Origin of the sequence: Flintibacter faecis (assembly GCF_014287875.1) — a bacterium.
In the GTDB taxonomy this organism is placed as follows: Bacteria; Bacillota; Clostridia; order Oscillospirales; family Oscillospiraceae; genus Lawsonibacter; species Lawsonibacter faecis_A.
On record NZ_JACOPN010000001.1, the window covers coordinates 186,810 to 209,020 of the forward strand.

The 22,211-nt window shown below is 59.5% G+C and carries 19 protein-coding genes and 6 tRNA genes; 20 read left to right on the top strand and 5 right to left on the bottom strand.

All coding sequences use genetic code 11. The features are described from left to right. The first annotated feature begins 207 nt into the window (after nt 1–207). Nucleotides 208–2,310, top strand: a complete 2,103-nt coding sequence (locus H8S55_RS00850; protein WP_186877414.1) for a sodium-translocating pyrophosphatase — start codon at nt 208–210, stop codon at nt 2,308–2,310. Between the two features lie 93 nt (nt 2,311–2,403). Here the strand turns inward: H8S55_RS00850 and H8S55_RS00855 are convergent, their stop codons facing one another. Together H8S55_RS00855 and H8S55_RS00860 are read right to left on the bottom strand one after the other, a co-directional pair. After that, the gene (locus H8S55_RS00855) at nt 2,404–2,592 is read right to left on the bottom strand and encodes a hypothetical protein (RefSeq protein ID WP_186877415.1); all 189 of its coding nucleotides are present in this window, start codon (nt 2,590–2,592) and stop codon (nt 2,404–2,406) included. Between the two features lie 132 nt (nt 2,593–2,724). Then, nucleotides 2,725–3,882 carry an iron-containing alcohol dehydrogenase gene (locus H8S55_RS00860; protein WP_186877416.1) on the bottom strand — a complete coding sequence of 386 codons (1,158 nt, stop codon included), beginning with the start codon at nt 3,880–3,882 and terminating at the stop codon, nt 2,725–2,727. Between the two features lie 493 nt (nt 3,883–4,375). On the opposite strand from H8S55_RS00860, the gene H8S55_RS00865 reads away from it, so the two are divergent. Then, a tRNA-Ser gene (locus H8S55_RS00865) sits at nt 4,376–4,464 on the top strand. A gap of 41 nt (nt 4,465–4,505) precedes the next feature. Here the strand turns inward: H8S55_RS00865 and H8S55_RS00870 are convergent. Continuing rightward, complete coding sequence (locus H8S55_RS00870) at nt 4,506–5,168, bottom strand: RsiV family protein (protein ID WP_186877417.1); 663 nt, start codon at nt 5,166–5,168, stop codon at nt 4,506–4,508. A gap of 163 nt (nt 5,169–5,331) precedes the next feature. On the opposite strand from H8S55_RS00870, the gene H8S55_RS00875 reads away from it, so the two are divergent. From H8S55_RS00875 to hslO, 3 genes are read left to right on the top strand one after another with little or no spacing between them, the layout of a single operon-like run. Then, nucleotides 5,332–5,637, top strand: coding sequence for a YerC/YecD family TrpR-related protein (locus H8S55_RS00875; protein ID WP_147560472.1), 306 nt, complete (start codon nt 5,332–5,334; stop codon nt 5,635–5,637). Then, nucleotides 5,634–6,410, top strand: coding sequence for a class I SAM-dependent DNA methyltransferase (locus H8S55_RS00880; RefSeq protein ID WP_186877418.1), 777 nt, complete (start codon nt 5,634–5,636; stop codon nt 6,408–6,410). Before H8S55_RS00875 ends, H8S55_RS00880 begins: the two co-directional genes overlap by 4 nt. Then, complete coding sequence (gene hslO / locus H8S55_RS00885; protein ID WP_186877419.1) at nt 6,400–7,278, top strand: Hsp33 family molecular chaperone HslO; 879 nt, start codon at nt 6,400–6,402, stop codon at nt 7,276–7,278. Before H8S55_RS00880 ends, hslO begins: the two co-directional genes overlap by 11 nt. A 77-nt stretch (nt 7,279–7,355) precedes the next feature. Here hslO and pfkA read toward each other — a convergent pair whose 3' ends face one another. Then, the gene (gene pfkA, locus H8S55_RS00890) at nt 7,356–8,360 is read right to left on the bottom strand and encodes a 6-phosphofructokinase (protein WP_186877420.1); all 1,005 of its coding nucleotides are present in this window, start codon (nt 8,358–8,360) and stop codon (nt 7,356–7,358) included. A 261-nt stretch (nt 8,361–8,621) separates the two neighbouring features. Between pfkA and H8S55_RS00895 the strand changes: the two genes are divergently transcribed. The 7 genes from H8S55_RS00895 (at nt 8,622) to H8S55_RS00925 (ending at nt 11,205) form a co-directional block, all read left to right on the top strand. Next, nucleotides 8,622–8,697: transfer RNA gene (locus H8S55_RS00895), tRNA-Val, on the top strand. A 24-nt stretch (nt 8,698–8,721) separates the two neighbouring features. After that, nucleotides 8,722–8,798: transfer RNA gene (locus H8S55_RS00900), tRNA-Asp, on the top strand. Nucleotides 8,799–8,836: 38 nt separating this feature from the next. Beyond that, a tRNA-Phe gene (locus tag H8S55_RS00905) sits at nt 8,837–8,912 on the top strand. Nucleotides 8,913–8,948: 36 nt separating this feature from the next. After that, nucleotides 8,949–9,024 (top strand) — tRNA-Gly (locus tag H8S55_RS00910). Nucleotides 9,025–9,054: 30 nt separating this feature from the next. After that, nucleotides 9,055–9,129: transfer RNA gene (locus tag H8S55_RS00915), tRNA-Cys, on the top strand. A gap of 232 nt (nt 9,130–9,361) precedes the next feature. After that, nucleotides 9,362–9,937 carry an RNA polymerase sigma factor gene (locus H8S55_RS00920; RefSeq protein ID WP_186877421.1) on the top strand — a complete coding sequence of 192 codons (576 nt, stop codon included), beginning with the start codon at nt 9,362–9,364 and terminating at the stop codon, nt 9,935–9,937. Continuing rightward, entirely contained in the window at nt 9,934–11,205 is a 1,272-nt protein-coding gene (locus H8S55_RS00925; protein ID WP_186877422.1) for an anti-sigma-I factor RsgI family protein, read from the top strand. The genes H8S55_RS00920 and H8S55_RS00925 overlap by 4 nt, the downstream gene beginning before the upstream one ends. Nucleotides 11,206–11,274: 69 nt before the next feature. On the opposite strand, the gene H8S55_RS00930 is transcribed toward H8S55_RS00925, so the two are convergent. Further along, nucleotides 11,275–12,420: an ROK family transcriptional regulator gene (locus H8S55_RS00930; protein WP_186877423.1), complete on the bottom strand. Its 1,146-nt coding sequence runs from the start codon at nt 12,418–12,420 to the stop codon at nt 11,275–11,277. 273 nt (nt 12,421–12,693) lie between these two features. Between H8S55_RS00930 and H8S55_RS00935 the strand changes: the two genes are divergently transcribed. From H8S55_RS00935 to H8S55_RS00970, 8 genes are all read left to right on the top strand, one after another. Then, nucleotides 12,694–14,196, top strand: a complete 1,503-nt coding sequence (locus tag H8S55_RS00935; RefSeq protein ID WP_186877424.1) for an FGGY-family carbohydrate kinase — start codon at nt 12,694–12,696, stop codon at nt 14,194–14,196. 56 nt (nt 14,197–14,252) lie between these two features. Beyond that, nucleotides 14,253–15,341, top strand: coding sequence for an alcohol dehydrogenase catalytic domain-containing protein (locus H8S55_RS00940; protein WP_186877425.1), 1,089 nt, complete (start codon nt 14,253–14,255; stop codon nt 15,339–15,341). Nucleotides 15,342–15,485: 144 nt separating this feature from the next. Continuing rightward, on the top strand, nt 15,486–16,913 hold the full coding sequence (locus tag H8S55_RS00945) for an extracellular solute-binding protein (RefSeq protein WP_186877426.1): 1,428 nt from the start codon (nt 15,486–15,488) through the stop codon (nt 16,911–16,913). Nucleotides 16,914–17,082: 169 nt separating this feature from the next. Beyond that, nucleotides 17,083–18,012, top strand: coding sequence for a carbohydrate ABC transporter permease (locus H8S55_RS00950; RefSeq protein ID WP_186877427.1), 930 nt, complete (start codon nt 17,083–17,085; stop codon nt 18,010–18,012). Between the two features lie 15 nt (nt 18,013–18,027). After that, entirely contained in the window at nt 18,028–18,852 is an 825-nt protein-coding gene (locus H8S55_RS00955; RefSeq protein ID WP_147560496.1) for a carbohydrate ABC transporter permease, read from the top strand. Between the two features lie 9 nt (nt 18,853–18,861). Beyond that, entirely contained in the window at nt 18,862–20,019 is a 1,158-nt protein-coding gene (locus tag H8S55_RS00960) for an ABC transporter ATP-binding protein (RefSeq protein ID WP_147560498.1), read from the top strand. A gap of 3 nt (nt 20,020–20,022) precedes the next feature. Beyond that, nucleotides 20,023–21,141: an ABC transporter ATP-binding protein gene (locus H8S55_RS00965; protein WP_147560500.1), complete on the top strand. Its 1,119-nt coding sequence runs from the start codon at nt 20,023–20,025 to the stop codon at nt 21,139–21,141. A 254-nt stretch (nt 21,142–21,395) separates the two neighbouring features. Further along, nucleotides 21,396–22,181, top strand: coding sequence for an inositol monophosphatase family protein (locus tag H8S55_RS00970; RefSeq protein ID WP_186877428.1), 786 nt, complete (start codon nt 21,396–21,398; stop codon nt 22,179–22,181). Nucleotides 22,182–22,211 lie beyond the last annotated feature (30 nt).

Genomic DNA, 22,211 nt, shown 5'->3' on the forward strand with positions numbered 1-22,211 from the left:
TACTTGTGCGGCCTCCGTTCCACTCAAGAGAACACTTACAAAAATTTTAAAAGTATTAGTGTGCAAGTAGTTTAAAATGTTCACTTGCATTTTGCGTGTTCTATGGTAAAATAACAACATAACATGGCGCTAGGGTCCTAGCGGCTTTTTTTAACCCCGGCCTAGCGCAGGAAAGAAACGAAAGAAGTAAAGAGGAGCGTGCAAGTTTTGGACAACTATTTCTGGATCGGACTTGTCGGTGCGGTGGCAGCTCTGCTGTTCGCCATCCTGCAGCGGCAGAAAGTCCTGGCCTTCTCCGAAGGCAACGACACCATGAAGAAGATCGCCTCCGCCATCCGTCAGGGCGCTAACGCCTATCTGCGTCACCAGTACACCACCGTCGCCAAGGTGTTCGTAGTGGTGTTCGTCATCCTGCTGGCTCTGGCCTATTTCGGGATGCTGGACAACTGGTTCATCCCCTTCGCCTTCCTGACCGGCGGCATCTACTCCGCCCTGGCCGGTTTCGTGGGCATGCGCATCGCCACCGCCGCCAACTCCCGTACCGCGCAGGCCGCCAGCGAGAGCCTGAACAAGGGCCTGAACGTGGCCTTCTCCTCCGGCTCCGTCATGGGCTTCACCGTGGTGGGCCTGGGCCTGCTGGACATCTCCGTGTGGTTCCACATTCTGAAGTACGTTGCCCACTTCGACGCCGCCAAGATCGCCCAGACCATGGTCATGTTCGGCATGGGCGCCTCCTTCATGGCTCTGTTTGCCCGTGTGGGCGGCGGCATCTTCACCAAGGCCGCCGACGTGGGCGCTGACCTGGTGGGTAAGGTCGAGGCCGGCATCCCCGAGGACGACCCCCGCAACCCCGCCACCATCGCCGACAACGTGGGCGATAACGTGGGCGACGTGGCCGGCATGGGCGCTGACCTGTACGAGTCCTATGTGGGCTCCATCCTGGCCACCTTTGCCCTGGGCGTGGCCGCCTATCCCGACAACAGCTGGTCCGCCATGCTGCTGCCCATCTCCCTGGCCGTTGTGGGCATCCTGTGCTCCATCGCCTGCTCCTTCCTGATCCGCACCAAGGAGGGCGCTTCTCAGCGCGAGCTGCTGGGCACCCTGCGCAAGGGTACTTACGGCGCTGCCATCCTGGCCGCCATCCTGGCCGCTCCTCTGACCTACTTCACCGTGGGCAACTGGGGCGTGTACGTCGCTATCCTGTGTGGTCTGATCGGCGGCTGCGCCATCGGCTACTTCACCGAGTATTACACCTCTGACACCTACAAGCCCACCCAGGTCCTGGCTGACGCCACCGAGACCGGCGCCGCCACCACCATCATCGGCGGTCTGTCCCTGGGCATGATGTCCACCATCGCCCCCATCCTGATCGTGGGCGCTGCCGTTATCATCTCCTTCCTGGCTGCCGGCGGCTCTCTGGCCACCGCTTCCGCCAACTACGCCGACCTGTTCTCTAAGGGTCTGTACGGCATCGGCATCGCCGCCGTGGGTATGCTGTCCACTCTGGGCATCACTCTGGCCACCGACGCCTATGGTCCCGTGGCCGACAACGCCGGCGGCATCGCCGAGATGTCCGGCCTGGGCGAGGAGGTCCGTGAGCGCACCGACGCCCTGGACTCCCTGGGCAACACCACCGCTGCCACCGGCAAGGGCTTCGCCATCGGCTCCGCCGCTTTGACCGCCCTGGCTCTGCTGGTCAGCTATGTGGACATCGTCAAGTCCAAGATGGACCACGCCCCCGATCTGTCCCTGACCAACCCCGCCGTTCTGGTGGGTCTGTTCGTGGGCGCTATGCTCACCTTCGTGTTCGCCGCCTTCACCATGAGCGCCGTGCAGCGCGCCGCCCAGTCCATCGTGGTCGAGGTCCGCCGCCAGTTCCGGGAGATCGCCGGCATCATGGAGGGCAAGTCCGATCCCGACTACGCCAGCTGCGTGGGTCTGTGCACCAAGGGTGCCCTGAAGGAGATGGTCAACCCCTCTCTGCTGGCCATCGTGGTCCCCATCGCCACCGGTCTGATCCTGTCCGTTGAGGGCGTTGTGGGCCTGCTGGGCGGCGTGTCCGTCACCGGCTTCGCCATGGCCGTGTTCATGTCCAACGCCGGCGGCGCTTGGGATAACGCCAAGAAGTACATCGAGGCCGGCCACCACGGCGGCAAGGGCAGCGACAACCACAAGGCCGCCGTCATCGGCGACACCGTGGGCGACCCCTTCAAGGACACCTCCGGCCCCTCTCTGAACATCCTGATCAAGCTGGTCTCCACCGTGTCCATCGTGTTCTCCGGCCTGATCGTAAACTTCCACCTGCTGTAAGCAGAACGCTCTGTCATTGCTAACGCGTCCGCCCCGTCTGTGTTACAGACGGGGCGGACGTTTTATTATCCTCTCTGCTTTGCCTTTGATCGCTTACTGGATATGCTCCTCCACGCAGTTGTCCACCACGGGAAAGCCCATGCCGCTGCGCACCCCTGTGGGATAGTCGGCCATGCTCATCCCGTCAAACCGGGCGCACAGCCGCCCCTGGGGACTCAGCCGCAGGTCGTTCAGCCGTCCGGGGCCGGACTTGTTGGGGCGCAATTTGTCTTTGTTTGGCATTTTGTTTCACCTCCCGGTTTTAAGATGCCCCGCCGGAGCGCTTTATACGCAGCACCTCGAAAGGACGGCAGGACAAAAGGCCCCCCGCAGCTTCTCACTGCGGGGGACCTGATATATCGGATTCAGCTTCTCTTATTCGCCCTCATAGGCCTGGCGGTAGATCTCCACGATCTGCTCGGTGGTGGCCGTTCTGGGATTGGTGACGCTGCACACGTCCTTTTGGGCGTTTTCGGCCATCATGATAAAGTCCTCCGGCTTCACGCCCAGCTCCTTCAAGCTCTTGGGGATGCCCAGGCGCTGGCTCATGCACTTCACGGCCTGGATGCCGGCCTCGGCGTCCCGGTCGCTGGATACGCCGGCGCCCTCCACACCCAGCGCATGGGCGATCTGCTTAAAGCGGTTCATATTGCCGATGAGGTTGAATTTCATCACATAGGGCAGCAGCACCGCGTTGCACACGCCGTGGGGCAGGTTGTACACGCCGCCCAGCTGGTGGGCCATGGCATGGACATAACCCAGGGAGGCATTGTTGAAGGCGATACCGGCCAGATACTGGGCATAGGCCATCTTGTCCCGGGCCTTCATGTAGTTTCCGTTGGCCACCGCCTTGGGCAGATAATGGGAGATCATCTGGATCGCCATAATGGCCGCCGCATCCGTCAGGGGGTTGGCATCGGTGGAGACATAGGCCTCGATGGCGTGGGTCAGGGCATCCATGCCGGTGGCCGCCGTGAGGGCCGGGGGCATCCCCTTCATCAGCTCCGGGTCGTTGATGGCGATCTGAGGGGTGACCCGCCAGTCCACGATGGCCATCTTCACCTTCCGCCGGGTGTCGGTGATGATGCAGAAGCGGGTGATCTCAGAGGCGGTGCCCGCCGTGGTGTTCACGGCCATCAGAGGCATCAGGGGTTTGGTGGACCGGTCTACGCCCTCGTAATCGTGGATGCTCCCGCCGCTGGCGGCCACCATGCCGATGCCCTTGGCGCAGTCGTGGGAGGAACCGCCGCCCAGAGACAGGATAGAGTCACAGCCGTGCTCCCGATAGGCGGTCACACCGGCGGCCACGTTCAGGTCGGTGGGGTTGGGCTCAGCCCCGGGGAATATCTCCGCCTGGATGCCCGCCTTGGACAGGATATCCGCCACCCGTCCGGCCATGCCGCACTGGGCCAGGAACTTGTCAGTGACGATCAGGGTCTTGCTGCCTCCCAGGCTCTTCATCAGGTCACCGGCCTCATTTACCGCGCCCATACCAAATACGTTCCGAGTAGGCAGAAAATAATAGGTAGACATAGTCCAGTTCCTCCTTGAATTTCATTCATCTTCCTTTTCAACGTCCCAAAACGAATGATGTGCTCAATTATCTTTCATTTTTGGGTTGGCCGCATTATAGCATAGCACAATTTAGAAATGCAATACCAAATTCAAAATCCTTAATTTTTTATTGCGTATCTCACTTTTCACTTAAATTATATCGGCTTTTTACAGGTGTTTCTCTGTGTATTCCTACTTTGTTTGCAGTTTAACAATGTTTCATCTTGCATTTTTGTCAATTGGACGCTGTGCATGTCCTTTTCTCACTTTTGAATTAAATCAATATCGCAAATTCATTTTATATAAGTTTTTGAACGGTGCACCGTCGTCACCGCTTCGGCAGGACTCCGCCTGTAAAAAATAATTTTCGTTTTTTTCAAAAAAGGCTTGACGAATGAAAAAAAGCTGGTATAATAATCGATGTTGCCGCAAGGCCGACCACAATTAAACACTTTTACAGAGTGTGACACACGGAGTAGTATCGAAGTGGTCATAACGAGCACGATTGGAAATCGTGTAGCCTTCACGGGCTCGAGGGTTCGAATCCCTCCTACTCCGCCAGAAAAAAACACCACCCCCTTGGGTGGTGTTTTTTTGTTGTTCTAGCCCTTCACCACAAACGTGGGGGTTCCCTCTGCCATGGGGGCTATCGTTCCCTGGGGGAAGGCCAGCTCGATCCCCTCTTCGGTGAGACAGGCATCCCGCCAGGGGAGATTTTTTCGTACTTTCTCCCGCCAGTCCTCGTCTGGGACCCAGGCTCCAGCGCTCCGGCGCTGCTCCCCCTGGTCGATAATTTGATCGGCCAGGCGCTTTTTCCGGCCCCGGCGGCGGCCTAACCACTCCTCCGGGGGACAGGGCGCGCCCTCCCGCACCTTCCACACGTCCCCCCACTGCACCCGGTTTACTTTGCCGTCCCCCCGACTCTCCCAGCCGTTCAGACGCAGACTGAGCACCCCGTCTTTCCACAGGACCTTCTCCCCCCGCAGCTCTCCTTTCCAGGGGGTAAAGGGCCGGGCGGCGGCCCGGCACTGAGCCAGCTGGATGCACGCCCTCCAATACACCTCTCGCCGCCACCGCCTGCGCCAGGACTCCGCCAGACGGGCGTAATACCGGCTGATCCACCTTCCGCCCAGCCCCGCTCCTTCCAATTCCGGCCAGACCAGGTGAAAGGTCAGCACCGCCTCCCCCTCCAGGGTCATGGTCTCCTCCGCCTCTCGCCAGACAAGCCGCGGCTCTCCCCGGTTTTTTCTCCATTTTTCTTCCATTTTTCCGCCCTCCCCGGTGTTTTTCTCGTCCCATCCTATGGCGAATTATTTTTTCTGTGAAAAAATCATATTTTCCTGTTTACTTTCATATTTTAATGTATTAAAATAGAGTTATCATTTACCACTACCACCATACCGGCCGTGGATCGAAAGGAGCTTCCTTATGTCTAAATTTCTGGACAAGCCCGCCAGTGATACCCTTTACCGTGCCATCGTTCTTCTGCAGACCGAGGAGGAATGCCGCAATTTTCTCCAGGACCTTTGCACAGTGTCTGAGTTGAAGGCCATGGAGCAGCGCATGGAGGTGGCCATGCTGCTGGACGACGGGCTGATCTATAGCGATATTCTGGAGCGCACCGGCGCCTCCAGCGCCACCATCAGCCGGGTCAACCGCTGTCTTCATTACGGCGCGGAGGGCTACCATACCGTCATCCCCCGTCTAAAGGGGGAGAAGGAAAAAGAGTCGTGAGCAGCTATGAATTTCTGGCCGGCTGCTATGACGAGCTGACCTATGACGTGGCCTATTCCGCCTGGGCCGACTACATCCAGCGGCACTTCCACCGGGGGATCCCGGGCAAGACCATCTTAGACCTGGCCTGCGGCACCGGCTCCCTCACCCGGGAGCTGGCCCTGCGGGGCTATGAGATGATCGGGGTGGACCTGTCCCCGGAGATGCTGGCTGAAGCGGCGGAAAAGAACCGGGACCTGGGGGAGGACATCATCCCCCCCATCTTCCTGTGCCAGCCCATGGAGAAGCTGGACCTGTACGGCACCATCGACGCCTGCGTATGCTGCCTGGACAGCGTGAACTATGTCACCGACCCCAAAAAGCTGAAGCAGGCCTTTGGGCGGGTCCACACCTTCCTCCTGCCCGGGGGGCTGTTTCTCTTCGACGTGAACTCGGTGGAAAAGCTCTCCGCCCTGGATGGCCAGGTTTTCCTGGACGAGACGGAGGACACCTATTGCGTGTGGCGGGCGGAGTATTCCAAGCGCAGCCGCATCTGCTCCTATTTCATGGACCTGTTCCGCCTGGACGAGGAATCCGGCCAGTGGGAGCGGGGCGAGGAGCTGCACCGGGAGCGGGCCTATACTGTGGAGGAGCTGACAGACTTCCTCCGCCAGGCCGGATTCCTGGATATCAAAGTTTATGGCGACAAAAAAATGCGCTCTCCCAAGCCGGGGGAACAGCGCATCTTCTTTGTGGCCAGAAAGGACAAAAGGTCAAAGATCAATGGCAGATGAAATCGTAAGAGCAATGACGGCGGACGGCTATGTAAAGGCCGTGGCCGTCACCGGACGGGACCTGGTAGAGCGGGCCCGGAACATCCACACCCTGCTGCCCATGGCCACCGCCGCCCTGGGCCGGGCCCTGCTGGGGGCCTCGATGCTGGGGGACATGCTGAAGGAGCAGAAGGGCTCCCTCACCCTCCAGATCAAGGGCGGCGGCCCCCTGGGCACGGTGCTGGCCGTGTCCGACTATGAGGGCAACGTGCGGGGCTATGTGCAGAACCCCCATGTGGAGCTGATGGAGAAGCACCAGGGCAAGCTGGACGTGGGGGCCGCCGTGGGCAGCACAGGCACCCTCACCGTCATCAAGGACATCGGCCTGAAAGAGCCCTATGTGGGCTCCATCGGCCTGTTCTCTGGGGAGATCGCCGATGACCTGGCCATGTACTTTGTGGAGAGCGAGCAGATCCCCACCGCCTGCGCCCTGGGAGTGCTGGTGGGCACGGACCAGAGCGTCACCTCCGCCGGGGGCTACCTCATCCAGCTGCTGCCCGGGGCCAGCGACGACATCATCGACAAGATCGAGGCGGGGGTCCACCGGGTGGGCTCCGTCAGCCACGCCCTGGAGGGCGGACTGGACGGCGATGGCCTGCTGCGGGCGGTCCTCAGCGACTTCCAGCTGGAAATTCTGGAGAAGCACCCGGTGGAGTATCGGTGCTATTGCTCCCGGGACCGGGTCACCCGCGCCCTCATCAGTATGGGCCGGGAGGAGCTGTCCTCCCTCATCCGGGACCAGGGCCAGGCCGACCTCACCTGCCAGTTCTGCGATAAGGTCTATCACTACTCCCAGGAGCAGCTGGAGCAGCTGCTGGCAGAGATGTAACAGCGCAAAAACCAGCCGGAGAAACGGACGTTCCGCTCCTCCGGCTGGTCTTCTGTTATAATGCAGGTTTTAGCAGGTCAGTCCCCTGCGCCGGTGGTGGTGGCTTCCAGCACACGGTAGCGCTCCATGTCGAACACCTTGGTCATGGCCAGGGCCTCCTCCATGTCCAGGTCCACCACCTTGCCGTCCTGGGTACAGATGATGCGGTTGCCCCGACCCTCGGCCAGGCTCTGCACCGCCTCATAGCCCATGCGGCTGGCGGTCTCCCGGTCCCGGGCGGAGGGGGAACCGCCCCGCTGGATGTGGCCCAGCACGGTGACCCGGGGGTCGATGCCCAGCTCCTCATGGATGCGCTTGCCGATGTCCACGGCACTGCCCGCGCCCTCGGCCACCACCACCATATAGTGGGTAGTGCCGGACAGGCGGGCCTGGCGGATCTTCTCCACCACGTCCCGGTCAAAGTCCACCGGCCGCTCGGGGATCAGCACCGCCGTGGCGCCCACAGAGATGCCCACATACAGGGCCAGATAGCCGGCGCGGCGGCCCATGACCTCCACCACCGAGCAGCGCTCGTGGGACTGCATGGTGTCCCGCAGCTTATCCACACACTCGATGGCCGTGTTGCAGGCGGTGTCAAAGCCGATGGTATAGTTGGAGCAGCCCACGTCGTTGTCGATGGTGGCGGGGACCCCCACCATCTGGAGCGTCTCCCCCTGCTGGGCCACCTGGCGGGACAGAGCCAGGGCTCCCCGGAAGGTGCCGTCGCCGCCGATGGCCACGATGCCGTCCAATCCCAGCAGCTTGCAGGTGGCGATGGCTTTCTCCCTGCCCTCCGGCGTCATAAACGCCTCGCTGCGGGCGGTATACAGCATAGTGCCGCCCTTGTCGATGATGTGACTAACGCTGTTGCTGTCCATGGGGACAAAGTCGTGGTTGATGAGGCCGTTCCAACCCCGGCGGATACCGATGCACTCAATGCCCCGGTTCACCGCCGTGCGCACCACAGCCCGCACCGCCGCATTCATGCCGGGGGCGTCACCTCCGCTGGTCAATACGCCGATCCGTTTCACCTGGTTGCCCATATTTGCAAGCCCTCCTTCTATATCCTAAAACAGGGATCAAAGCTTTTATTTTCATGTCCGCAAGCGGGAAAACTCCCGCCCAAGGTCAGGCTAATTATGTCACCGGGTAAAAAGATTGTCAAGCGCAAACCGTTGGGGTGCAATGGTTCGCGGGCTTTTCAAAAGTTTTTGAGAAAAATTTTGATTTTCCTGTTGACAAACTGCCGTATATTTAGTATACTAACGAAGCCGTCGCAAGTGCGGGGCACAAAAAAAACGAACGGGAGCATAGCTCAGCTGGTAGAGCACATGCCTTACAAGCATGGGGTCACAGGTTCGAGCCCTGTTGTTCCCACCACTCCTAACTTGTTAGGAACTACCTGGCTCGGTAGTTCAGTTGGTTAGAACGCCGGCCTGTCACGCCGGAGGTCGAGGGTTCAAGTCCCTTCCGAGTCGCCACTTTTTCATTTACTTTTGAGTGCTTCAAAAGTAAATATGCCTCTGTAGCTCAGTTGGTAGAGCAGGGGACTGAAAATCCCCGTGTCGCTGGTTCGATTCCGGCCGGAGGCACCATCTTCCCCAACAGTGACCCTGTTGGGGAAGCCAAATGCGAGTGTAGCTCATCTGGTAGAGCGCCACCTTGCCAAGGTGGAGGTAGCGAGTTCGAGCCTCGTCACTCGCTCCAAATTTTTTGGAGCACTCTGCGGCTCCATATGGTGCCATAGCCAAGTGGTAAGGCAGAGCTCTGCAAAAGCTCCACTCCCCAGTTCAAATCTGGGTGGCACCTCCAGAAAAAGACACGACTTTTGTCGTGTCTTTTTGCTTTTCGCTCCGGTTCTATCATAAAAGTTGGGGGCAGGTGATGAACCTGGCTCCTTCCTCATGCAGAAAAGTTGCTCCCGGAATGCTGTGCCTCGCTGCACCTCAATGAGGTGGAAGAAACAAAATCATAAAAATTTAGAAATCCCATGCAATAAATCGTCCTTTCCGTGCATTACACGGATGACAGGAGATGGAAGTCAATGCTCAGCTTGCTGATGACAACCGAATATGCTCCGGCAGAGGATCGGTACGAGCTGCAGCAGATGCTGATCCACATTGCCGGCGGAGAGCACGAAGCCCTGGCAGAGCTGTACCGGCGCACGCGGACGGCGGTGTACGGCCTTGCACTTTCCTACCTCAAAAATGCGCATGATGCACAGGATCTCACACAGGACGTGTATGTGCAGGTGTGGGACTGCGCAGGGCAGTACCGTCCCACCGGCTCGCCGATGGGCTGGCTGCTGACCGTGTGCCGCAACCTGTGCCTGATGCGTCTGCGGCGTGAGGAACATCATGCTGCGCTCAGCGAGGCGGAATGGGACGCCCTTCCCGCGCAGGAATGCGGTTTGGACGCCGACGAACGCCTTCTTTTGCAGCATGCGCTGGCAAGCCTCGCTGACGGGGAACGGCGCATTGTACTGCTCCACGCCGTTACGGGCCTGAAGCACAGGGAGATCGCGGCGCTGCTGGAGCTTTCACTTCCTACCGTCCTGTCGAAATATCACAGAGCATTGAAAAAGATGCGAGCTTACGTAGAAGGAGATGGCGCCAAATGACCAGCGAAAAGCTAGAGCAGCGTCTGGCCTCGGCGGTCGAAAAGACCGCACCGAACGACGTGAACGGCGTTCTCTCCCGCTGTGAAGAGCGGAAAGGAACGGTGATCCCCATGACGGCAAAGAAAACGACAAAGAGAAAATGGACCACGCTTGTGGCCGCCTGCCTTGCTGTGATGCTGCTTGGCGGCGGAGGGCTGTTCTACCAACAGGCGAATGCGGTCGCGTCCGTGGTATCTCTGGATGTGAATCCGAGCATCGAGCTGAAGGTGAATCGAAGCGAAAAGGTCCTTGTCTGCACGCCGCTCAACGAGGACGCGAAAGCTATCCTTGCGGATATGGGCAACGGCGCGGATCTCAAGGGCGCGAAGCTCGATGTGGCGGTGAATGCTATCGTGGGCAGCCTTGTGCGAAACGGCTACCTCAATAGCATTTCCTCCGCCATCATGATCTCGGTGGAGGACAAGGATACCGCTCGCGCAGAAAAACTCCAGCGCGAGCTGACCAGCACCGTGGATGGTGTTTTGCAGACAAGCGAATCGAGGGCGTCCGTCCTGACGCAGACGCTTACGCAGGACGCGGGACTTGCGCAGCAGGCGCGGGAAAACAGCATCTCCACCGGAAAGGCGGCGCTGGTGAACCGTGTGCTTGCACTCAACGCCACGCTGAAGTTTGACGCGCTGGCAAAGCTCTCGGTGGAAGAGCTCAAGGACCTCGCCGAAGCGGGCGCACCTGCCATGCCCATCGGTATGGATGCAGCCCGCAGTGCTGCGGAGGAGTATGCCGGAACGACGTCGGTGGACTCCGTCACGGCGGAGGTCGATCCCGAGCTCGACGAATCCCCTGCACACTATGAAGTGGAATTGCAAACGGCACGGGGCGAGTTCAAGTATCTGGTGGATGCCTACACAGGGAAGGTGCTCAGCGGGCAGAAAGATTTATTGGCTGCCGTTTCCGCATCGAATGAAACGACGAAGCCCTCTGGTCAAAAGCCCGCTTCCGCATCGAATGAAACGACGAAGCCCTCTGATCAAAAGCCCGCGCCGTCCGGAACGGTGCAGGATATCGGCTACGCCAAGGCAAAGTCCATCGCCCTGAACCATGCGGGCTTGCGTGAAAATCAGGCGTATGACATGGACATTGAGCTGGACGACGAGGACGGAACGCTCGTCTACGAAATCGAGTTCAAATCCGGCAATATGGAATATGACTACGAGATCGACGCGGCCTCCGGCGCGATTCTCAAGCATGAGACAGAGCTGGACGACTGATCTGATCATGCAGTAAGGGGACGGCTCCCATGATCCTGAGATCACGGGAGCCGTCCCCTTACACATTCTTCAAATCGATGACACGTATTCCCCGATGAACGAGATGGCCGCGCCTACGGCGGCGGATTCTACTTTGGCTTTGCACACAGAGACATAGTCGGCGTTTTGGATAAACGGGTCCATGGCGGCCAACTTGGCGCACAGGGTGTCCAGATAGCCGTCCAGGCGCTGGCCGATCTGGCCGCCCAGGACTACCCGACAGTCATAGAGCATATGGATATTGTGGATAAGCTGTGCCAGATAGTTCAGATATTTCTGCCACAGGTCCCGGGCCGCCGGGTCCTTTTCCTCCAGACGGCGGAAAAACTCCGCCAGGTCGCCGCCGGTGAGCTTTACCAGGGGCTTTGCCGAGCAGTAGCAGTCCGCACAGCCAAAGCGCCCACAGTAGCAGGGCTCTCCGTTTTGCACCAGCTGGGTGTGGCCCACCTCGCAGCTGCGGCAGTTGTCACCGTTGTACAGGTCGCCGTTGATGAACACCGCCCCGCCGATGCTGTTGCTGAGCATAAGATAGAAGAAGTCCCCGTGTTCGGGCCAGGCCCAGCTCTCGGCAAAGGCAGAGGTGTCTGTGTCGTGGCAAAGCCGCACAGGAAAGGAGATATACTCTGCGAAATCCCCGGCGAACAGTTCGTCCGTTCCCCCCAGCGCTTTGCAATAATAGCTGTGAGTTCCATCCTTTTCTGTGAGACAGGGTACACTGATGCCCACGCCCAGAACGTGGGCGGCGGCCAGTCCGGCGTTGAGGACCAGGTCGTCCACCAGCCGCCCCAGCTGCCGGTAATAATCCGCCGTGCGGACGAAGGGGACCTTCAGTCGCTTTCGGGCTAAGATGTGTCCGCATAGATCCACCGCCACGGCGGCCACCTCGTGGGGCGTCACATCTAGGCCGATGGCCGTTCTGAAATCGTTCACCGATGTATAGGTTTTGGCCCGGCGGCCCCCGGTCTTGGTCTGCTGCCCCGCCTCACAGATGAGGCCGTCCTCCGACAGCTCGTTCAGATTCTGCACCACTGTGGGAAGGCTGAGATTCAGCTGCATGACGATATCCCGGCGGGAACACGCCCTGCCGTTTCGCAGCAGATTGTAGATCCTGCGCCGGTTCAGCCGCTTTAAGTCCATGGCTACCGTTTTGACGGAATTGCTCTCTTCAGAATTCAAATTGATCCCATCCACTCTGTTGTTTTATAAAACCAATTATATTTTGTTTTATAAACCTGTCAACAAATGAAAGTAAAAGTCCGCTTTTTCTACGGACTGAACAAACAAGGCGTTCAATGTTTGGTAGTTTTAATTATATTGACAGATATAGTTATAAGGGGTATAGTAAATATGTAATGTAAAGTTAAATTATAAAATGATTTTATATCTAAAACGACGGACTGTGACAGCACAGCTTCCGGGCGGTGCGGTAATAACTGGAGTGTTTGTGATATGTATCTGATCGGACTGGATAACGGCGGCACCTCTACCAAGGCCGCGGTGTTCGACGTAAACGGCAACGAGGTGGCCACCGCCGGCCGCCACACCAAGCTCATCACCCCCAAGCCCGGCTATACCGAGCGGGACATGGAGGAGCTTTGGCTGGCCAACTGTGCCTGTGTGCGGGAGGCCCTGGAGAAGGCCGGCATCGACGGCAAAGATGTCTTAGGCATCGCGGTGTGCGGCCACGGCAAGGGGATGTACGCCTGGGGCAAGGACAACAAGCCCGCCTACAACGGCATCATTTCCACCGACAACCGGGCCTGGAAGTACACGAAAAAGTGGTATGAGGACGGCACCTATCAGGCGCTGCACCCCCAGCTGTGCCAGGAGTTCATGGCCTGCCAGCAGACCGCTCTGCTGGCCTGGTTCAAGGACCACCTGCCCCAGGTCTATCACAACATTCAGTACGTCTTCTCCGTAAAGGACTACATCCGCTTCCGTCTTACCGGCGAGGCCTTCTGCGAGGCCACCGATATCTCCGGCTCCGGTCTGATGGATGTGAAAAACGCCCGGTTTGACCGCTCCATTCTGGAGAAGCTGGGCATCGGCGAGGCCTTTGACATGCTGGCCCCCATCCGGTACTCCTATGACCTGTGCGGCAAGATCAACGCCCAGGCCGCCAAGCTCACCGGCCTGCCGGAGGGCACCCCCGTAGCAGGCGGCATGTTCGACATCGACGCCTGCGCCGTGGCCGCCGACATCACCACCCCCGAGGAGCTGGTGACCATCGCCGGCACCTGGAGCATCAACGAGTTTATCTCCGACCACCCCATTATGGATGGCAACATCTCCCGCAATTCCCTGTTCGCCATCCCCGGCTACTATCTGGCCGAGGAGAGCAGCGCCACCTCCTCGGGCAACCTGGAGTGGTTCCTGGATAACTGCATGAAGGACGTGAAGCTGCCCGAGGGCGAGGATCTGTACAGCTATGTGAACCGGCTGGTGGACCAGGTCCCCCCGGAGGACTGCAACGTCTATTATCTCCCCTTCCTGTACGGTTCAAACGCCCATCCCCTGGGCAAGGCGGCTTTTGTTGGCCTGACCAACTTCCACGGTACGGCCCACATGCTGCGCGCCGTCTACGAGGGCGTGGCCTTCTCCCACCGCCGCCACATCGAAAAGCTGCTGGCCTCCCGCCAGCCGCCTGAAGCCATCCGCATGGCGGGCGGTCCCGTGCAGTCCAAGGTCTGGGTGCAGCTGTTCGCCGACGTGCTTGGCTTCCCCATCGAGACGGTGGATGCCAAGGAGCTTGGCGCGCTGGGCTGCGCCATGGCCGCCGCCATCGCCGCCGGTGTCTACAAGGACTATAAAGACGCGGCCAAGCACATGGTCCGCATCAACAGCCGGGTGTATCCCAACCCCGACCGTGTGGAGATCTACAACAAGAAGTTCCAGCGCTACATGGCCGTCAGCAATGCCCTGGACACCGTGTGGGAGAAGTTCGAGGTCTGATATTTCAATGAAGTAACGCTCAAATTTACAGTGATAGATTTAGGAGGAAATGAATTATGGCAGTGAGAGGAAGCATCCCCAAGACTATGAAGGCCCTGGTGGCCTACAGCAAAGACGACTACCGTCTGGAGCTGGAGTATCCCACTCCCGAGTGCGGGCCCGACGACATCATCATCAAGACCGAGGCCTGCGGCGTGTGCGCCGGCGACCTGAAGTGCAAGCACGGCGCGGCCATGTTCTGGGGCGACGACGTGCAGCCCTCCTGGGTCAAGCCCCCCTTCATCCCCGGCCACGAGTTCTTTGGCCGCATCGTCCAGATGGGCGAGAACGTCACCGGCTATGAGCTGGGCGACCGCATCACCGCCGACCAGATCGTCCCCTGCGGCAAGTGCCGTTTCTGCAAGGACGGCCACTACTGGATGTGCCAGCCCCACGATATGCTGGGCTATCAGTACTACAACAACGGCGGCATGGCCGAGTATGTCCGCTATCCCAAGACCTGCGTCATCAGCCGCGTGCCCGATGAGATGAGCCTGGAGCAGGCCGCCCTGATCGAGCCCTATGGCTGCTCCAAGCACGCCGTGGACCGCGCCAACATCTCCAACGAGGATGTGGTGGTCATCTCCGGCGCGGGCACCCTGGGCCTGGGCATGATCACCTATGCCCGCATGAAGAACCCCAAGCTGCTCATCGTGCTGGACATGCAGCAGAACCGCCTGGACAAGGCCAAGGAGTTCGGCGCTGACCTGGTGTTCAACCCCGGCGAGTGCGACATCGACAAGGAGATTAAGGCCCTCACCGACGGCTACGGCTGCGACATCTACATCGAGGCCACCGGCAACCCCGCCAGCGTCATCCAGGGTCTGACCATCATCCGCAAGCTGGGCACCTTCGTGGAGTTCAGCGTCTTCGGCAAGGAGACCACCGCTGACTGGTCCATCATCGGCGACCGCAAGGAGCTGAACATCCTGGGCTCCCACCTGAGCCCCTATGCCTATCCCTTTGTCATTGAGAACATGCTCAAGGGCAACCTGAAGACCGACGGCGTGGTCTCTCACATCTTCAAGATCGAGGAGTGGGAGAAGGCCTTTGATTACGCCACCGGCAAGTACGGCGATTTCAAGGTCGCCTTCCAGTTCGACTAAACCTCGGACGCAAACCCATCAGCACTCCCCCGGCAACTTCCCCGGCACGTCCATTGCGTGAGACAATCGTCTTGCATTCTTACGTTCTCATGCGCGAAAGCGTGGAGATAAACAGAAATCAGATGATCGAAAGGAAGGAAAAAAATGAAAAAACTGCTTGCACTGGCCCTGGCCGCCTCCATGACTGTCTCTCTGGCGTCCTGCGGCAAGACCGGCGGCGACTCCGGCTCTGCCGGTTCCGCCTCCTCCACCCCCGCTGCGACCGGCGAGTTCAACTGGCGTGCCTATGAGGGCACCGAGCTGAACGTGCTGTTCAGCGAGCACACCTATGCTGACGCCGTGAAGGCCAAGCTGAACGACTTCCAGGACCTGACCGGCATCAAGGTCAATCTGACCACCATGCCCGAGTCCAACTACTACGAGAAGCTGAACGTAGAGCTGGCCAGCAAGTCCGGCTCCATCGACGTGTTCATGACCGGTGCCTATCAGGCCTGGGAGTATGCCACCGCCGGCTACATGGAGCCCCTGGAGGGTTACATTGAGAACAGCTCCCTCACCTCCGCTGACTACGACTACGACGACTTCATCGACGGCGTGATCGACGCCCTGAAGTGGGACTGCGTCCCCGGCCACGCTGTGGGCACCGGCTCTCAGTGGGCTCTGCCCATGGGCTGGGAGATCAACATCCTGACCTATAACAAGCAGATCCTGGCTGACCACAACATCACTCCCCCCAAGACCGCTGAGGAGCTGCTGGCCGCCGCCACCGCTCTGAAGGAGTTCGACGGCTCCGGCACCTATGGTCTGGCTCTGCGCGGCACCGCCGACTGGGGCACCATCCACCCCGCTTACATGTCCATGTACACCACCTGGGGCGCCAAGGACTTCGAGATCGAGGACGGCAAGCTGGTGTCCAAGGTCAACTCCCCTGAGGCCATTGCTATGACCGAGTACTGGGTCAACCTGGTCAAGAACGGCTCCGCTCCCCAGTGGGCCACCTATGGCTGGGAGATGGCCGGTGCTGACCTGGGTGCCGGCAAGGCCGCTATGATGTGGGATGCCGACCGCGGCGGCTATACCCAGAACGTGGCCGGTGCTTCCGCTCAGTCCGGAAACCTGGCCTTCGGCACCGTTCCCTATCCCACCGATGCCGGCAAGACCGAGGCCGACATGAAGTCCAACCTGTGGGTGTGGTCCATGGCTATGAACTCCGCCTCTCAGAACAAGGAAGCCGCCTGGTACTTCCTGCAGTACTTCACCAGCAAGGACTTCATGCAGTGGTCCGGCACCGAGGGCGCCTGCACCGATACTCCTCGTGAGTCCGTGCTGAGCAGCGACGAGTACGTCAAGTGCCTGTCCGATGCCGAGGGCTACTACGAGGCCTTCAACACCGTGAAGGACACCGCCAGCATCTACTTCACCGCTCAGCCCTACTTCACCGAGACCACCACCGAGTGGGCCAAGACCCTGCAGGAGCTGGTCACCACCAACAAGTACAGCTCCGTGGAGGAGGCTATGAACCAGCTGGCCGATACCATGACTCAGATGGTGTCTGATCTGGACGTTGGCTAAGACGGCTCATAACATCACCTTAAACCACAAGTTCCATTGACGCAAAGGGCGGGGGGAGAGCTCTCCCCCCGCCCTTTTCAAACAACCAACTCCCTGTGTGTGATTTCTGTTTCTCTGCGCCGGTGCGCTGTCCCTTCTGAAAAACTATTGTGTCCCGAGGTTATGTATTATGAGTAAAACGAACAAAGAAAAGCTCCCGGATCTAAACCGGGTGCCCTTTAAAACGCGGGTCAGACCTTATCTGATCGTGGCCCCCTCCCTCATCATCACCATCGGTATCATGGTCCCCTTCGTCATGGCCATCTGGTACTCCCTGACCAACTTCTCCTTCAAGCTGCCCACCCACAAGTTCATCGGTCTGACCAACTGGGTAAACGTACTCTCCTCCGGCAGCACCTGGAAAGCCATCTGGGTCACGCTGCTCTACGGCATCGCCTCCACCGCGGTGGAGATGGCCCTGGGCATGGGCGTTGCCATGCTGCTCAACAGCCTGAACAACCGCTTCTCCAAGATCATGCGGGTGGTGCTGATCTTCCCCCTGATGGTGGCCCCCGTCACCGCAACTATCGTTTGGCAACTGATGTTGAACAGCTCCGCCGGCATCGTGGAGAAGCTGTTGAACGTTTTCAATGTGTATAACTTCCCCTGGGCTTCCAGCCCCAAGACGGCCATGATGACCGTGGTCCTCATCGACGTGTGGGTGAACACCGCCTTCGTCATTCTGCTGGTGCTGGCCGGTCTGCAGTCCCTGCCCAAGTCCCCCTTCGAGTCCGCCAAGATCGACGGCGGCAGCAACTGGTTCAACTTCCGCAACCTGACCCTGCCCATGCTGCGGCCCAGCCTGTACATCGCCCTGCTGTTCCGTCTGATGGCGGCCCTGCAGGAGTACGCCGTCATCTACGCCCTGACCAAGGGCGGCCCCGGCGACGCACTGATGTCCCTGTCCCTGACCGCCTATCAGCAGGGCTTCAAATTCCAAAAGTTCGGCGCGGCCCTGCCCTATATCCTGATTTTGTGGCTTATCATCAACGTGGTGGCCAAGGAGATCGTAAAACGTCAGCGGGCCGCCCAGAAGCAGGCCGCCGGTCTGGACGAGTAAGGAGGGAATGTCAAAATGAAAACGCAGAAATTCCGTCTTTCGCGGATCGTGATGAACTTCCTGCTGCTGGTCTATGCGGTCTTCGCCATCTTCCCCCTGATCTGGATGCTGCTCATCTCCTTCAAGTCGGACACCGAGGTGTTCACCACCACCTTCCTGTTCCACCCCACCCTGAGCAACTACGCCGCGGTGCTGCTGGAGTCCAACTATGTGCAGTACATGAAGGACAGCCTGATCGTGGCCGGCGGCTCCGTGCTGGTGTCTGTGGTGGTGGGTATCCCCGCCGCCTATGCCCTGGCCCGGTATAACTTTAACCGCAAAGAGGACCTGGCCTTCCAGATCCTGTCCTTCAAGTTCGCCCCCGAGATCCTGGTGGTGCTGCCCCTGTTCATGATCTATCAGAAGATCGGCCTGTATGATACCTATCTGGGTCTTATCTGGGTGTATCAGCTCATCTGTATGCCCCTGCTCATCTGGGTGGTCCGGGGTTATTTCGAGGACATCTCCGTGGAGATCGAGTATGCCGCCCAGGTGGACGGCTATACCTGGTATCAGATCTTCTTCAAGATGCTGATGCCCCTGGTCAAGCCCGGCATCGTGGCCGCTGCCCTGCTGTCCTTCATCTTCGCCTGGAACAGCTTCACCTTCCCCCTGATCCTGGCCAGCTCCAAGGTGCAGCCCATCACCGTGGCCATCACCAAGTATCTGGGCACCGACACCGCCCACTATGGCCAGCTGGCCGTGGCGGCCACCGTGTCCGCAATACCCGCTATCGTGTTCGCGCTCTGCATCCAGAAGCATCTGGTGCGCGGCCTGAGCTTCGGCGCTGTGAAGGGATAAGGTGCGATTATGGCAAGAATTCAACTGGAAAATGTGAAGAAGAAGTTCGGCAAGGTGACCGCCCTGGACGGCGTGACCATCGACGTGAAGGACAACGAGTTCTTCGTGCTGTTCGGGCCCGCCGGTGCAGGCAAGACCACCATGCTCAACTGCATCGCCGGCATCACGCTGCCCGAGGAGGGCCTGATAAAGTTCGACGGGGAGATCATGAACCTGGTGGACCCCGCCCACCGGAACGTGGCCATGACCTTTGAGAACTACGCCCTGTACCCCCAGATGACCGTGTATGACAACATGGCCGCAGCCCTGCGCAGCAATCTCTATAAGACCGACGAGGCCACCATCAAAGAAAAGGTGTACAAGGCCGCCAAGATCATGAAGATGGAGAACCTGCTGGAGCGCCTGCCCAGCCAGCTGTCCAACGGTCAGAAGCAGCGTGTGGCCATGGGCCGCAGCCTGGTGCGCAACCCCAACGTGTTCCTGATGGACGAGCCCCTGGCCCACCTGGATGCCAAGCTGCGCAACTCCATGCGCACCGAGCTGAAGAAGATCCAGGCCGATCTGGGCTCCACCTGTATCTACGTGACCCACGACTTTTTGGAGGCCATGGCCCTGGGCGACCGCATCGCCATTGTCAAGGAGGGCCGCATCGTTCAGGTGGGCTCCGGCGACGAGATCTATTACCTGCCCTGCAACAAGTTCGTGGCCCAGCTGATGGGCGAGCCCCAGATCAACATCATCGCCGGTAAGATGATGGTAAACGGCAGTCAGCGCCAGTTCGTCATCAACGTCCTGGGCCAGGAGGTGGCCCTCCCCATGCCCGAGGATGCCCCCCTGTTCGCCAAGCTGGACCAGCTGGGCGAGGTCTCTCTGGAGATGGGTCTGCGGCCCCAGAACATCGCCTACCGCTTCGAGCCTGCCGAGGGCTATTTCAAGGCCACCGTCTACAGCTATGAGAGCATCGGCAACAAGTCGGTCATCGTGGCCGAGTGCGGCGGCTATCAGGTGCGGATGATCGCGCCCAACGGCCTGCATGTGGACATCGACCAGGCGGTCTATGTCAAGCCCGACGTGGGCCACGCCATGTTCTTTGACGGACAGAGCGAAAACTTTGTCGGGCGCTATGCCGAGGCGGATTACCGCGCCCTGGCCAACGAGGAGGCGTAAGTTATGGCTGGTTTGACGTTAAGCCATCTCTACAAGAGATATGAAAACAGCGGCAAGAAGAAAAAGACGGTGAATGATTTCGCCGTAAAGGACCTGAACCTGGAGTGTGAGCAGGGCGAGTTCGTGGCCTTTCTGGGCCCCTCCGGCTGCGGCAAGACCACTACCCTGCGGATGATCGCCGGTCTGGAGGACATCACCGACGGCGACATCTACATCGGGGACCGCCGGGTGAACGACCTGCACCCCAAGGACCGCCACATCGGCCTGGCCTTTGAGGACTACGCCATGTACCCCCCTCTGACCGTGTATGACAATGTGGCCTTCAACCTGCGGGCCAAGGGGGTGGACAAGGCAGAGATCGACCGCCGGGTGCGGGAGATCGCCCCTCTGATGCAGATCGACGACCTGCTGGACAAGATGCCCGTCAAGCTCTCCGGCGGCCAGAAGCAGCGGGTGAACATCGCCCGGGCCATCATCCGCGAGCCGGAGCTGCTGCTGATGGACGAGCCCCTGTCCCATCTGGACGGCAAGGCCCGCCAGGCCATGCGTACCGAGATCAAGCGCATGATCCACAAGATCAAGTGCACCACCGTCTATGTCACCCACGACCAGCTGGAGGCCATGTCCCTGGCCGACAAGATCGCCGTCATCAACTTCGGCGTGCTCCAGCAGTACGGCACCCCCGCCGAGGTGTATGACGACCCCGTGAACGAGTTTGTGGCCTCCTTCATCGGCGACCCCCCCATGAACATTCTGGAGACCACCACCGTGAAGATCGACAACGACTTCTTCTTCACCTTCCAGGACAGCGACCTGAAGATCGCCGTGCCCAAGCGGTATTACAGCGTGGTCAGCGACGGCTTCCGGTGCAAGATGGGCGTGCGTCCCATGGACGTGCTGGTGGGCGGTGCGGACTCCCAGGGTACGCCTGAGAAGATCACCACCTTCGAGAACCTGGGCGACGAGCGGCGCATCGGTATCAGCGTGGGCGAGTCTCTGCTGATGCTCATCACCGCAGACGAGACCCGCTACCGCGCCGGGGACATCATCAAGCTGGAGGTCCGGGGGGACAAGACCCACCTGTTCGACCTGGAGACCGGTGCCCGCATCAAAGAGAAGTAAGGAGCAAGTGTTATGACGACTTTTGCCACCGTTTTATCCGTAGTCATCCTGCTTGTCCTGGCCTGGCAGATCTGGGGCTCCATTTGGAACATCATTGCGATCTTCCTTGGCCTGTTCAAGGAGTAATACATCTGACAACGATCTGCAAGGGGTCCCGGTCTCCCGGACCTCTTGCAGATTTTGTCCCATTTCGGCCTGTTATGGGCTGAACCAGACCGATCACCCGGTTTAGAAAACAGCAAAGAGGGATTCTTTTGTATCAACATTTTGAATATCGGGCCGTCATTGACCTGATCCACTCCACCCGCCCCCTGGTGATGGACCGGCACAAGGCCGGGGATATCACCCAAAAGGGCCGGTCCGACTTTGCCACCGCCGTGGACTATGAAGTACAGACCTATCTGCAGGAAAAGCTCTGCCAGCTGTATCCCCACATCCAGTTCTTCGCCGAGGAGAACCACATGCAGAACGTGGACCCCGCCCGGCCCTATTGGATCTTAGACCCCATCGACGGCACCACCAACCTGATCCACGACTGCCACCAGAGCTGCGTGGCCCTGGCCCTGTGGGACGGGGAGAAGCTGGTGTTCGGCTGCTGCTATAACCCCTTCCGGGAGGAGACCTTCGTGGCCGAGCTGGGCAAGGGGGCCTATCTCAACGGCCGGCCCATCCACGTCAGCGACATGAGCGAAATGGAAAAGGCCCTGGTCATCGTGGGCACCTCCCCCTATGAGCGGGAGAAGACGGACCGGGTGTTCGACATGGTCAAGCGCATCTTCCAGCGCAGCGCCGACATCCGCCGCCTGGGTAGCGCAGAGCTGGACCTGTGCTGGGTGGCCTGCGGCCGGGCGGACTGCTATGTGGAGTATAATCTCAAGCCCTGGGACTATGCCGCCGGGAGCGTCATCCTGCACGAGGCCGGGGGCAAGCTGTCCGACTGCGCCGGGCAGGACCCAAAGCTGCCCTTCAACAGCGACATCTGCTGCTCCAACGGCCTGCTCCAGGCAGAGTTTCTGGACATCGTCCAGGACCCTGCTTAACATACGGGCTTAAAATCCCCAACAAGGGAG

Bases quoted from the DNA above. Each gene is read 5' to 3' on its own strand.
- H8S55_RS00855 (WP_186877415.1), bottom strand. From the start codon at position 2,592: ATGCCAAACAAAGACAAATTGCGCCCCAACAAGTCCGGCCCCGGACGG.
- H8S55_RS00860 (WP_186877416.1), bottom strand. From the start codon at position 3,882: ATGTCTACCTATTATTTTCTGCCTACTCGGAACGTATTTGGTATGGGC.
- H8S55_RS00870 (WP_186877417.1), bottom strand. From the start codon at position 5,168: ATGGAAGAAAAATGGAGAAAAAACCGGGGAGAGCCGCGGCTTGTCTGG.
- H8S55_RS00875 (WP_147560472.1), top strand. From the start codon at position 5,332: ATGTCTAAATTTCTGGACAAGCCCGCCAGTGATACCCTTTACCGTGCC.
- hslO (WP_186877419.1), top strand. From the start codon at position 6,400: ATGGCAGATGAAATCGTAAGAGCAATGACGGCGGACGGCTATGTAAAG.
- pfkA (WP_186877420.1), bottom strand. From the start codon at position 8,360: ATGGGCAACCAGGTGAAACGGATCGGCGTATTGACCAGCGGAGGTGAC.
- H8S55_RS00920 (WP_186877421.1), top strand. From the start codon at position 9,362: ATGCTCAGCTTGCTGATGACAACCGAATATGCTCCGGCAGAGGATCGG.
- H8S55_RS00925 (WP_186877422.1), top strand. From the start codon at position 9,934: ATGACCAGCGAAAAGCTAGAGCAGCGTCTGGCCTCGGCGGTCGAAAAG.
- H8S55_RS00935 (WP_186877424.1), top strand. From the start codon at position 12,694: ATGTATCTGATCGGACTGGATAACGGCGGCACCTCTACCAAGGCCGCG.
- H8S55_RS00940 (WP_186877425.1), top strand. From the start codon at position 14,253: ATGGCAGTGAGAGGAAGCATCCCCAAGACTATGAAGGCCCTGGTGGCC.
- H8S55_RS00945 (WP_186877426.1), top strand. From the start codon at position 15,486: ATGAAAAAACTGCTTGCACTGGCCCTGGCCGCCTCCATGACTGTCTCT.
- H8S55_RS00950 (WP_186877427.1), top strand. From the start codon at position 17,083: ATGAGTAAAACGAACAAAGAAAAGCTCCCGGATCTAAACCGGGTGCCC.
- H8S55_RS00955 (WP_147560496.1), top strand. From the start codon at position 18,028: ATGAAAACGCAGAAATTCCGTCTTTCGCGGATCGTGATGAACTTCCTG.
- H8S55_RS00960 (WP_147560498.1), top strand. From the start codon at position 18,862: ATGGCAAGAATTCAACTGGAAAATGTGAAGAAGAAGTTCGGCAAGGTG.
- H8S55_RS00965 (WP_147560500.1), top strand. From the start codon at position 20,023: ATGGCTGGTTTGACGTTAAGCCATCTCTACAAGAGATATGAAAACAGC.